Raw genomic sequence first — 12,746 nt, forward strand, 5'->3', positions numbered from 1 at the left:
CTTTCCTCCTATTTACACAATATATTTCCCGCGATTTATAATAGCTTTCGCAATTTCTCTCTTCTTCGTAAATACGTTCGTGTATAAAGGTACTAATAATTGACGGATTTCAGCTAAAATCACATGTCTATCTTGTTCTTCTGTGACAGCCGCCGAAAGTACAGAAATCGCTGCTTCTTCTACTTTACGGTATCCTTCTTCACAAATAACATCCGTTATGAGTTGCTTCGTACGTTCTTTTTCCTCACCATTTTTACTTACCGCTTTTCTCGTACGTAAAAACGCTGATTCCATGACGTACACGTCCGTCAACATATTTGAAATTACACGTGAATATTCTTGTTCTTGGTCGATTTTTAGACCTGGAGTTTTAGAGAGCGTTTTCAAAGATTGTTTCAACAATTTTTTCGCTAATAAAATGTAACGATGGTTTCTTTCGACATTTGCTACATCACTTTCTACTTCAGTATCTTCTAATTGTTCGATTTGCTTCATTAACATTTTGGCAACTGTTAATCTATTAATTTCATTCGTTCCTTCAAAAATACGACTAATTCTAGCATCACGATATAATCGTTCTACCTCATACTCTTGCATATAACCGTAACCACCATGAATTTGTACAGCTTCATCTACGATATAAGCAAGTGTTTCAGAAGCGTTCACTTTATTCAGTGCACATTCAATTGCAAATTGGGACATTTTCTTCATAAGATCTTCATCGCTCTCATGAATTGCTTCATCGATTACACCTGCTGTACGATAAGCTGCACTTTCTGCTCCATATGTAGCAATGATCATATTTGCAATTTTCTCTTGAATCATCGTAAAATCTACTAATTCCGTTTGGAACTGTTTTCGCTCTTTTCCATATTGTACCGACAAACCAATTGCTTGTTTTGCCGTTCCAATATTTCCAAAAGCAAGTTTAAGTCTAGCAAAGTTAAGAATATTAAGAGCTACGTGATGCCCTTTCCCAACTTCCCCTAAAACATTTTCAGCAGGGATGACAACATCTTCTAAAATTAGGGTAGCCGTTGAAGAACCTTTAATCCCCATTTTCTTTTCTTCTAATCCAATAGATACACCTTCACATGTTCTTTCGACAATAAACGCTGTCATTCCTTTATTTGTCTTCGCAAAAACAACGTATACATCTGCCATATGAGCATTTGTAATCCATTGCTTCTCACCATTTAACTTCCAAGCTGTACCATCTTCATTCAATACTGCGCTCGTTTTTGCACTTAATGCATCCGAGCCAGCATTTGGCTCAGTTAAAGCATAAGCCCCAATCCATTCTCCAGACGCAATTTTCGGCAAATATTTTTCTTTCTGTTCTTTCGTTCCGTAATATATGTAAGGCAATGTACCAACACCAGCGTGTATATTAAAGGAAACGCTAAATGCCCCAGCGTAACCCATTTTCTCTGCTACAAGACCTGAGACAGCCTTTCCTAACTCGAATCCGCCATAATCTTCTGGTACCTCAATACCTAATAATCCAAGTTCCCCAGCTTTCTCAAATAATTGACGAGAAACTTTATAGTTATGTTTTTCTATATTGTCCATTTGTGGAACAATTTCTTGTTTAACGAATTGTTCTGTCGTTTTTGCGATTAAATCTTCATCACCTGAAAAATCTTCTGGCGTAAAGAAAGCATGATTCACATCTTTATTAAGTGAAAAAAATTCATCCCACGGTAACTTCGTTTTCTCCATCTGAATCCCCCTATCATTTCGGCCTTACTTGCTACTATGTATGCTCGTCTACGATGAGTGGAATTTCTTATTTTTGAAAACAGAAGGCGATGAATTTTCACATCAAGCAGTTCGTTTTGCCAAAGATGTATTCTCATCGCCTTAGTTGTTTTATCTATTGATCCTCTGATAATACTGTTTTTGCAATTCCAGTATCTAATTCTTCAAAGTCATGATATGAAATTGTTTCATATAACTCACTTCTCGTTTGCATACTTGAAAGTGCATCTTTTTGAGAACCTGTTTCCTTAATTAAAGTAAACACATTCTCATATGCTTTCGCTGCAACACGAAGTGAAGTTACAGGATAAATAACCATTTGGAAGCCCATATTTGCAAATTCCTCTGCACTATAATACGGTGTTTTCCCGAACTCAGTCATATTCGCAAGTAAAGGCGCATTTACTTTACTATTAAATAGACGGAACTCTTCTTCTGATTGAAGCGCTTCAGGGAATATCGCATCTGCACCTGCTTTTACATAGGCGTTCGCTCTTTCGATCGCTTCATCTAAGCCTTCTACACCGCGAGCATCTGTACGTGCCACAATATATAAGCTTGGCGCAACTTCTTTAATCGCTTTAATTTTTTGAACTAATTCTTCTGTAGTAACAAGTTTCTTACCATTTAAATGTCCACATTTCTTCGGTAATTGTTGATCTTCAATTTGAACAGCCGCAACTTTTGCTTCCACCATTTCTACTGCTGTTCTCGCTACGTTTAATACACCGCCAAATCCTGTATCAATATCAACAAGAACTGGTAAATCTGTAGCTCTAACTAGATCTCTTGCTCTCTCAGCCACTTCAGTAGACGTCACGATACCTAAATCTGGTAAGCCTTTACTTGCAGTATAAGCAGCTCCTGATAAATAAAGAGCTGAAAAACCTGTATTTTTTGCAACTAAAGCCGCCATTGCATCATGAGCACCTGGAATTTGCAAAATTTCATTTGCTTCTACTAAAGCTCGGAATCGATTCGCAAGCTCCTCTTGTGTTGACTGCTTTTTCACAACCCAAGCCATTCTAAATTCCCCCTATTATTAAATTAAGAATAGATCTACAAATTCATTTACATTCATATTTTCTAGCTTTTCTTCATTTAAACAAACTTCATGAATTTGTTCTTGTTGCTTACTAGAATAATGACCTGCCATATTTGCAGTGAATTTTCGAACAACTTTTGGAATTGCTTCGTCTCTACGGAAACGATGACCAAGTGGATATTCACATTCCACATTTTCTGTTACAGTGCCATCCTTGAAATGAACTTGAACAGCGTTGGCGATTGAGCGCTTGTTCGGGTCAAGGTAATCTAAACTGTACTGTTTGTTTTCAACAACAACCATCTTATTACGTAATTCATCTACACGTGGATCATTTGCTACTGCATCCTCATAGTCATCCGCAACGATATCTCCTTTTAATAAACCAATTGCCGTAATGTATTGTAAACAATGATCACGATCAGCCGGGTTATTTAATGGACCTTCTTTATCGATAATACGAATTGCTGATTCATGAGTTGTAATTGTAATACGGTCAATCTCATCTAATCTTTCTTTAATTTCTGGATGTAATTTCACAGCACACTCTGCAGCTGTTTGTGCATGGAATTCTGCTGGATATGATACTTTAAATAATACATTTTCCATTACATAAGACTCTAGTGGTCTAGCTAATTTTAATTCTTGTTTGTTAAATAATACATCTTGGAATCCCCAACCTGGTGCAGATAATGCTGTTGGATAACCCATTTCACCTTTTAGAGCAGTCATTGCAAGATGAACACCGCGGCTCGTTGCGTCACCTGCAGCCCATGATTTACGTGAGCCCGTATTTGGAGCATGACGATATGTACGAAGACTAGAATTATCAATCCACGCATGTGATAATGCATTAAAGATTTCTTCACGTGTTCCGCCAAGCATTTTCGCAACTACTGCAGTTGTTGCTACTTTTACATATAATACATGGTCAAGACCAACTCTGTTTAAGCTGTTTTCTAAAGCAAGGACGCCTTGAATTTCATGTGCTTTAATCATCATTTCTAATACTTCACGTACTTTTAAAGCTTCTTTTCCTTCTGAAATACGAACACGGCTAATATAATCTGCAACCGCTAAAATTCCGCCTAAGTTATCAGATGGATGTCCCCACTCTGCTGCAAGCCAAGTATCGTTATAGTCTAACCAACGGATCATACATCCGATATTAAATGCACCTTTTACTGGATCTAGTACATAAGACGTACCTGGTACACGTGTACCATTTGGCACGACTGTTCCTGGCACAACTGGTCCTAGTAATTTCGTACATTCTGGATATTGTAGTGCTAAAATTCCACATCCAAGTGTATCAAGTAATACGTAACGAGCTGTACTGAATGCTTCTGCACTAGTAACCTCTTTATTTAATACATAATCCGTAATCTCTTCTAATAATGCATCTTTTTGCTTAATTTCATTTGTTTTAATCATGCTATCCTTCCCTTTCTGTCGAAAATTCGTTATTATTAATGATGGGTGTCGGTCAAACACCCATCTGGCGGGCGGCGCTAACAACTCCCCAGTTGTTCTTATTTACTAAGTACATGTCGCTCGCCAATATAATTTACACGTGGACGGAACAAACGATTATTTGCATGTTGCTCAATAACGTGTGCACATAATCCCACTGTTCTAGAGCTAAAGAAGATTGGTGTGTAAAGTTGAATTGGAATACCTAGCATCCAATATACTGGAGCTGCATAATAATCAAGATTTGGATAAATTCCCTTCTCCTTTTCCATAATCTTTTCTCCAGCTTCACACATTTCATATAGTGTATAATCACCTTTTACATCACATAACTGTTTTAAAGCTTCCTTCATCATAAGTGCTCTTGGATCCATCTTCTTCATATAAACACGGTGTCCAAAGCCCATAATTTTTTCTTTGTTATATAGTTTCTTCTGTAATAACTCTTCAAATTTCTCAACATTACCAGCTTCTAAAAGCATGTACATAACCGCTTCATTTGCACCGCCATGTAAACTTCCTTTTAAAGATGCAACTGCACCTGTTAAAGCACCGTATAAATCTGATTGTGTTGATGCAATAACGCGAGCTGTAAATGTAGAGTTTGGCATTTCATGCTCACTATATAAAACAAGGGAACGATCAAAGATCTTCTCCTCAAGTTCAGTTGGTTTTTTACCAGTTAACATATAGAAGAAATTCGCACTATAAGATAATTCTTTAAGAGGTTCAATTGGCTCCTCATTATTTAAAATATGATAGCTATTCGCTACAATGTTTGGCACTTTACTTAACAGCTTGTACCCTCGGCTTTTATTCACTTCTAACGAGCGGTTTTCGATATCATTATCGTAACCAGCTAACGCCGACACACCTGTACGTAATCCATCCATAGGATGCGTCTCTTTAGGCAATGCCTTTAGTACGTTGAATACACCTTCTGGTACTGCATATTCTTCTTTTAATTTCTTTTCAAGTACTGCTTTTTCATCTTCATTCGGTAGTTGTTCCTCCAATAAAAGGTGCACAATGTCTAAATACTCTTTTGTTTTTGAGAGTTCGATTAAGTCATACCCTTGAATTACAATTTCACCTTTTACTGTGTCAAGAAACGAGATTTTCGTCTCCGCTGCCACTATACCATCTAATCCCGGGGAAAATTTTTCTTCAGCTTTCATCATTATTTCCTCCAATCCTAATAGATCTTCGTGCACATAACTGTAAGCCTTTACAATATTGTGAAACTACATTTCTATTTCAATGTATCAGAGTTTTTAGAAGATTTCAATTTATTTTATAATGATAAGTTTCCTACACTTTTTTTACTGTAACAATACAATTTTTTGAAAATAATTATTATGTTTTATAAAGAAAGAATAGACTTCTTTGTGTATTTTTAAAAACAAGATATAAAGATTTTTCATATAACACCGCCAAATACACCATTATTCTAATTTTATTTGAGAAATAGAAAAAACGAGCTGTACATAAATACAGCTCGTTACTATATGATATTTATTTCACTATCTCTTAAATATAATTTTTATATAAAACTTATTCATTTTTAATAAAGTTATTATTTTACATAATTAAATTGAATTTCTTCCATTTTCTCATAATAACTTACAAATAAATCATAGTTTTGAAAATACCAAAGATCATCACAATCTACAAAGAATATAATACCTTCCTTCTCAACTGACACTATTTCCCCATCTGCTTTCTCAGCAACAACCCCTCAAGAATATCCGGGCTGAATTGAACTATCCCCTCCGTACCTTACAGTAAAACGTACAGATTCACCGTGCTTTATACGTAATTCTTCCTGGAACCATTGCAGAGCTTTACGATCAATTGAAATTCTCATCTTTATTCCTCCAGTTTACGCAAACTCTTTTTTTCCTAATCGTTGTTTTACAAAGAAGACGAAAATAATTAAGGCTATTAATGCTGAAATTGCGCTCCCTGAAAATAAAATACGATAACCAAACATTTGTGAAACCACTCCAAGTAAAATAGCACCTAATCCGATTCCTAAATCAAATGCTGTAAAAAATGAAGCATTCGCAACTCCTCTTTTACTCGGATCAACAATTGTAAGCATTGCCGCTTGCAAAGCTGGCTGCGCTGAACCAAATCCAATACCGTATAATGTTGCTGCGATAATTACACCTAACAAACCATTTGAAATAGTTAAAACAACTATAGCTAAAATAGTAATACATAATGCGGGGAGTATGATGAATACTTCTCCATACTTATCTAATAGTTTCCCTGAAATTGGTCTTACAATTGTTAATGCAATTGCATATACAAGAAAGAAAGTTCCCGGATTCACATGAATTGATGATGCAAATAACGGTAAAAAGGTTGTAATTCCTCCATATGCAAACGATAAAAAGAATACTACAATCGTGATTGTTAATACGGATTTCTCAAATAGCTGAATTTTTCCTTTTTCTTTTTGTGGCGTAAATGGCATCTTCGTTATTAGTGATAATACGACTGCCATAAAAGATAACAACGTCGCTAATAAAAATAGACCATGAAATGAATAATTTTGTACAACCCATAGTCCAATCATTGGTCCGATCGCCATTGCAATTGTCATCGCCATCCCGTACCAACCCATACCTTCACCGCGGCGTGAATCTGGAATAATATCCGTTATTGCTGTTCCAACAGCTGTTGTAGAAACAGCCCATGTTACTCCGTGAATAACACGTAAAACAGCTAAAAGGACAATAGTCGATGCTATATTATAGGAATACATCGTTAATCCAAAAAAGATGAGTCCGAAAATAATAAAGGATCTTCTACCATATTGATCTAACATTCCTCCAATAATCGGTCGTATTACAACAGCAGCTATTGTAAACATCCCCATCATGAGTCCAACTTGCGATTCATTGCCACCTATCTCTTTAATAAATAGCGGTAGCGTTGGGACAAGTAAATAAAATCCTGTAAATAAAAATAACATTGCGAAAGTCATTTGAATAAATGATTTCGTCCATAATCGTTCCATAAAAATCCCTCCATACACTCGTAAAATATTACGATTAACACCCTCATTGTACATTTTATTGATCTTTTTTCCCTCCGCAAATAGACGTATCTTTTCTTATTAAATAGTCCACCATCAGCTTACATTAGTCTTAAGACTTTGTACGCATGTTTTAAACGAAAGTCCTATATATGTACCTTTATACGTGTGAAAAGAATATACTAATTTATTATCACAACTTAGGAGTGATTATTTTATGTGGGTATTATCATCAAGAGTAACTGTCGCGGTTCCTTCGATACCCGAAATACATGCCCCCGCCGTTCATACAGCAAGTTCCGATGTCGGCATTGAACTTCCAGCAATTTGGCAACAATACCAATCACCAGGTCAAACTACCCCTTCATTTTGGCATCATGGTGCCCATCCAAGTAGCACTACCTTTTATCACCCTAGCTACGCTCCACCACCTCAGGCCCAAGTCTTTTATCATTTCCCATCAATTTATTTTCAAAATTTTTATGGTACGTTTAACATTTAATAGCCATCACTGTATTCCCCCTACATTGCAATAAAGATTAACTTCACTCCAGTTTCAACATAAAAAAGTCGAATTTCCTAAATAAGAAATTCGACTTTTTAAATTGTTTCCCCAACTAAAGTAACCATTAAAGAAAGATATTTATTAAAGATTTGAATATAATTTTTACTTATTTAATACTTTATATGATTCATCACAGTTAGTCACTTTGCGGGATAACCAACACATACCATCTTTTGCAAATAGACTTTCCTCTCTTTACGTTAATTCACTCTTTTTCTTCTATCCAGCCCTTAACATTACATTTTCTGTAGCAAAATGAAAAAAGCACTTAAGATTGTAAATTCCTACAAATCTTAAGTGCTCTTTTGAAAACTTTTCTATAAATTTTTCTTATTGTCCATTATTGGCAGGAACCTCTCCTGTATTTCCACCATTATTTGGTTGTACTGTTGCAGGTGGGGTTGGAGTTCCTTGACCTCCATCATTATGTGCTGGAGGTGTCGTTCCTTGGCCTCCTCCGCTATTTGCTGGAGGTGTCGTTCCTTGGTTTCCTCCGTTATTCGCTGGAGGTGTCGTTCCTTGACCTCCTCCGTTATTTGCTGGAGGTGTCGTTCCTTGGCCTCCTCCGTTATTCGCTGGAGGTGTCGTTCCTTGACCATTTCCGTTATTTTGTTCATTTTGTTTCTTTTCTTCTTCTTGTTTCTTTTGCTCTTCTAGTTTCTTTTGTTCTTCTTGCTTCTTAAGTTCCTCTTGTTGCTTTTGTTCTTCTTGTTTTTTCAGTTCTTCTTGTTTCTTTAATTCTTCTTGCTTTTTCTCTTCTTCAGTTTTTTGCTGTTGATCTTGTTTTGGTTGCTCCGTTGTATCCGGCACGCTAGTATTTGGCGATGAATCACGTTTTTCACCTTTTATACGTAGCTCACTACCTTCTTGAATGACGCTACTTGGCATTTTAAAGCGTGATTTATCTGTAGCCATTTCACTCATCATTTCTTTAAAGATCAACTGTGCAATTTTCGTATTTTTACTACTAATATACTCGTCTTTACCATCTTTCATATACCCAGTCCATACTGCCATCGTATATTGCGGTGTATATCCAGCAAACCAACTATCACGAGTTGCACTTTCTGGAATTTTATATTGAGCTAATTGTTTTGATGAGTAGTTTGTCGTACCCGTTTTACCAGCTACATCTAAGGATGCTACGTTTGCAGATGTACCAGTACCTGATGTAACTACAGTACGAAGCATATCTGTAATCATATATGCTGTAGAATCTGTCATAACTTGTTTTGGTTTTTGTCCAAAACTTTGTGACTTACCATCTGGATAAACGACTTTCTTAACAAAATGCGGTTTCGTATATTTACCCTCATTACCAAATGCCGCATAAGCGCCCGCTATTTCAGTTGGTGATACTTCATTTGTACCAATCGCTGTTGATTCAGTCGGTGCCGCATTAAATGTAATGCCTAATTTCTCAGAGAAGTCTTTTGATTTATTAATTCCAACTTCTTTCGCAGTCTTAATTGCTGGGATATTTCGTGACTTTTCTAATGCTACACGCATTGTAATTGGACCCATATGACTTCTATCTGAATTTCGTACTTCTTGTCCCGTTGAATACTTAAATGGAGAGTCATCAATTTGATGGTACGTTGCCCATTTTAAATATTCAATTGCAGGAGCGTAGTCGAAAATCGGCTTCATCGTTGAACCAGCTGCACGATCTAATTCAATTGCCATATTATGCCCTTTAAATACAGCTTTATTTTCTCCACGGCCACTACCTATAGCACGAACTTCTCCTGTTTTCGTATCCATAAATGTAAATGCACCTTGGAATTTATCATTCGGATAATCAATGATATTATTATTTAAAATATTATCAGCAAGTTTCTGTGCTTTCGGATCTAACGTTGTATAAATTTCTAAACCGTCAGAACCGATATTAGCATCTGGTAATTCTTTTTCTACTTCTTTCACAACTGCATCCATAAATGCAGGGTATGGCATTGTTTGTAGTTGAGTTGCAGGCTTGAGTCCCTTTTCTACGTCAACTTTTGATGCTTCTTCCATTTCCTGTTTTGTTATATATCCATGTCGATTCATTAAGTTTAGAACAACATTTCTTCTTTCTGTTGCTTTTTGAACATTTTCTTTTTTCGTTGGATCATAGTTATTCGGTGCTTTCGGTAAACCTGCAAGCATCGCAACTTCTGGTAATGTTAAGTCCTTCAATTCTTTACCATAGTAGTTTTGTGCTGCTGTTGCGATCCCATATGAACGGTTTCCTAAGTTAATTTTATTTAAGTACATCTCTAATATTTCATGTTTTGAATACTGTTGTTCTAGCTTATAAGCTAAATATATTTCTTGTGCCTTACGCTTTGGTGTTTTGTCCATTGATAAGAAGTAATTTTTAATAACTTGCTGTGTTATCGTACTTCCACCTTGAGAACCATAATCTCCTTTAAGACTTACTAGAACAGCACGGGCAGTACCTTTAAAATCTACTCCGCTATGCTCATAAAAACGTGAATCTTCTGTCGCTAAAAATGCATTTTCTACTAATTTAGGTATTTGCTCATACGTAACATTCGTCCTTTTTTCTTTTCCATATTCATATACCAAATCCCCGTTTTTATCATAAATTTTTGAGGATAACGGATTAACAAGTTTTGCTTTCTCAAGTTTTGGTGCATCCTTAATCATTACGAAAAAGGTAGCAACCCCCGCCACTAAACCAACAATACCAAGTAATAAACAAGTAATTAAAAACTTGCGAAAGAATGATGTTTTACCTTTTGGTTTTTGTGTTTTAGAAGCTGGCTGTTTTTTCTTTTTAACTTGTCGTCGTTCCTCTCGAGAACGATAATTTTCTGACATGTTACTTTCTCCTGCCTTTCAATTCTCCCGTTGATTTACTTAAAAATATTGAGGTCACTTTCTAAAATGAATTTGATTAAGAAAGTATATTGACCTGGAGCATTCAATATTTTCCCAATTCACAGATTATAAATTTTAGAATACTTCTTATACAAACTATTTTCACTTCTATTTTTCCTAATAACGCTGCCCCTTTAAGCATAGAATGTAAAAAGTGAATTTTTAATACCTCGTATAAATAATATACCTTTTTTTCAAATGGTCAATATTTTCTTATTTATAAATCAAAGGTGAAATAAAAATAGCACAACGATATGTACTTCGTGTGAACTTCTTTATAATTACGTATAACAAATATTTAATATATTGCATATAAGTATAATACCTCTTAAATTATAAGGATTTCAACTTCACAACCTCAACATCTACAAGAAATTATTAAAAATGAAAAGTGAGGAGTTGCGTAATGATGAAGCTATCTCCCGTGATTTCAAAAAATATAGTTGCTGTTGGCTATAATCCTTTTTCTATGATTTTGCGAATCCAATTAAAGAATGGTATGTACGATTTCTTTAATGTACCAGAAAGTATTTATACTGGCCTATTACATGCACAATCTAAAAGTTATTACCATAAAACTTATATTAAAAATTCTTTCCGCCACACAAAAATTTAAACTTAACACCCACTAAAAAAAGGAGGTTAATCCTCCTTTCTTTTAAAAATATTTTATAGATGAATTATCTTCGATTCCTCTTATTGATTTCATCATATGCTTGAATTTGTTTTTTCAAACGCCGATCAGCTTTTTTATCATGCACTACAAGAATTGCATGTATAACTCCTGGAACCCAAAATATTAATGTTAATATGAAATTTATTATTGCCTGAATTGGTTTTCCACAAAATAATACAGCAACAGGTGGAAGAAAAATTGCTACTAAATACATCATCCCTTGAAAACTCCTTATTTTGTATTTTATATATCACTTTTCAAAATATAAGCAAAGAAACCTTATGATGTTGGCATTACATAAATTTTCATTAAGTATACATAGCATCTCTTACTTTAATATATTCTAACTATAGGCAAAAAAACCTACTACTATTTTAATCTTAACCTGCTTCTAAAATCAATGTATCTCCTTCTATTTATATAAGTATTTCAGACTTCCCATTTTTTTCTAGCCTATTTTCTTCCTCTATTGCAGTTACTCCAATTGCAGAAATTAACGTTCCTATCGCTTGTATCCAAATACCAATGAGTGCAATTATTCTCTCATCCTTCTTATCAAAAATACTATCTTCATTTTCTCTCTCATCTTTCAATACATTTGAAACACCTTGATACGCTTGTAATCCAGCACCTAAACTTTGCATGGAGTTACCTAATATAATAATTTTCTGTAATACATTTATATCTATCAAAGCTGCTTCTACTCCTAAAAAAGCACCGATTGATTGTAAACTGTTCCCTGTAATGATAAGATAATCATTTTCTTTCAATTGTTCATTTATATTAAAATATGTTCCTATTACAGTTGATATATTCCCTAATGCTAATAACTCAATTCCTATTCGATCAAGTAATTTACTTTGATTCTCTAAGCCTATATTTTGCTTTTCCCTTTTTTCTTCCCCGTCATTATACTTGCTCGCAATGATTTGTAATATATACCCGAGGGCTTGTAATGAGCTTCCTACAATAACAAGATCCGATTCAACTTTCTCTTCTCCAATAAACCCTCTTGTCGTTCCAATTGCAGCTGTAAGGTTCCCTCCTACTTGAAACCATGCCCCTGTCACTTTTAAACCGCTTGGATTCATTTTTATCACCTATTTAAATATTTTCTAAACCTTTCAAAATAAAGAGAAACTTTAATCAGTGGTTTTTTCTTCATCCTCCGCCTAAATTATTTGCTTTCGCTGAATTTTGAGGTGGGGGTCTTACTGACTGGCAAATAGCGGGATAAACAAATTCCATCCTTAATCTTTTATTTTATTTTTCAGATGTAATTTTGTGAATG

General features: G+C 35.0%; 10 protein-coding genes and 1 pseudogene. 2 read left to right on the plus strand and 9 right to left on the minus strand.

All coding sequences use genetic code 11. The features are described from left to right. Window positions 1-12: 12 nt before the first annotated feature. The 6 genes and pseudogenes from RT27_RS14610 to RT27_RS14635 form a co-directional block, all read right to left on the minus strand. On the minus strand, window positions 13-1,722 hold the full coding sequence (locus tag RT27_RS14610) for an acyl-CoA dehydrogenase family protein (protein WP_029442245.1): 1,710 nt from the start codon (window positions 1,720-1,722) through the stop codon (window positions 13-15). A gap of 154 nt (window positions 1,723-1,876) precedes the next feature. Then, window positions 1,877-2,785 carry a methylisocitrate lyase gene (gene prpB / locus RT27_RS14615; protein ID WP_029442244.1) on the minus strand — a complete coding sequence of 303 codons (909 nt, stop codon included), beginning with the start codon at window positions 2,783-2,785 and terminating at the stop codon, window positions 1,877-1,879. An 18-nt stretch (window positions 2,786-2,803) separates the two neighbouring features. Continuing rightward, window positions 2,804-4,240, minus strand: coding sequence for a 2-methylcitrate dehydratase (gene prpD, locus RT27_RS14620; RefSeq protein WP_029442243.1), 1,437 nt, complete (start codon window positions 4,238-4,240; stop codon window positions 2,804-2,806). A gap of 98 nt (window positions 4,241-4,338) precedes the next feature. Further along, window positions 4,339-5,460: a citrate synthase gene (gene mmgD, locus RT27_RS14625; RefSeq protein ID WP_016081729.1), complete on the minus strand. Its 1,122-nt coding sequence runs from the start codon at window positions 5,458-5,460 to the stop codon at window positions 4,339-4,341. Between the two features lie 395 nt (window positions 5,461-5,855). Further along, window positions 5,856-6,146: pseudogene (locus RT27_RS14630) on the minus strand (cytoplasmic protein). 15 nt (window positions 6,147-6,161) lie between these two features. Further along, on the minus strand, window positions 6,162-7,307 hold the full coding sequence (locus RT27_RS14635) for an MFS transporter (RefSeq protein WP_014482022.1): 1,146 nt from the start codon (window positions 7,305-7,307) through the stop codon (window positions 6,162-6,164). Window positions 7,308-7,542: 235 nt separating this feature from the next. Here RT27_RS14635 and RT27_RS14640 point away from each other — a divergent pair, with 235 nt between their 5' ends. Continuing rightward, the gene (locus tag RT27_RS14640) at window positions 7,543-7,827 is read left to right on the plus strand and encodes a hypothetical protein (RefSeq protein WP_016081731.1); all 285 of its coding nucleotides are present in this window, start codon (window positions 7,543-7,545) and stop codon (window positions 7,825-7,827) included. A gap of 393 nt (window positions 7,828-8,220) precedes the next feature. Here RT27_RS14640 and RT27_RS14645 read toward each other — a convergent pair whose 3' ends face one another. Then, entirely contained in the window at window positions 8,221-10,719 is a 2,499-nt protein-coding gene (locus RT27_RS14645; protein WP_043936526.1) for a PBP1A family penicillin-binding protein, read from the minus strand. A 466-nt stretch (window positions 10,720-11,185) separates the two neighbouring features. Between RT27_RS14645 and RT27_RS14650 the strand changes: the two genes are divergently transcribed. Further along, the gene (locus tag RT27_RS14650) at window positions 11,186-11,395 is read left to right on the plus strand and encodes a KTSC domain-containing protein (RefSeq protein WP_000977080.1); all 210 of its coding nucleotides are present in this window, start codon (window positions 11,186-11,188) and stop codon (window positions 11,393-11,395) included. Window positions 11,396-11,459: 64 nt separating this feature from the next. Here the strand turns inward: RT27_RS14650 and RT27_RS14655 are convergent, their stop codons facing one another. Both RT27_RS14655 and RT27_RS14660 read right to left on the minus strand, forming a co-directional pair. Beyond that, on the minus strand, window positions 11,460-11,672 hold the full coding sequence (locus RT27_RS14655) for a YqaE/Pmp3 family membrane protein (protein ID WP_016081733.1): 213 nt from the start codon (window positions 11,670-11,672) through the stop codon (window positions 11,460-11,462). 199 nt (window positions 11,673-11,871) lie between these two features. Next, a complete protein-coding gene (locus RT27_RS14660) occupies window positions 11,872-12,546 on the minus strand; it encodes a hypothetical protein (RefSeq protein WP_043936527.1) in 675 nt (224 codons plus the stop codon). Between the last annotated feature and the right edge of the window lie 200 nt (window positions 12,547-12,746).

Origin of the sequence: Bacillus sp. L_1B0_5 (assembly GCF_000836715.1) — a bacterium.
Taxonomy (GTDB): domain Bacteria; phylum Bacillota; class Bacilli; order Bacillales; family Bacillaceae_G; genus Bacillus_A; species Bacillus_A thuringiensis_S.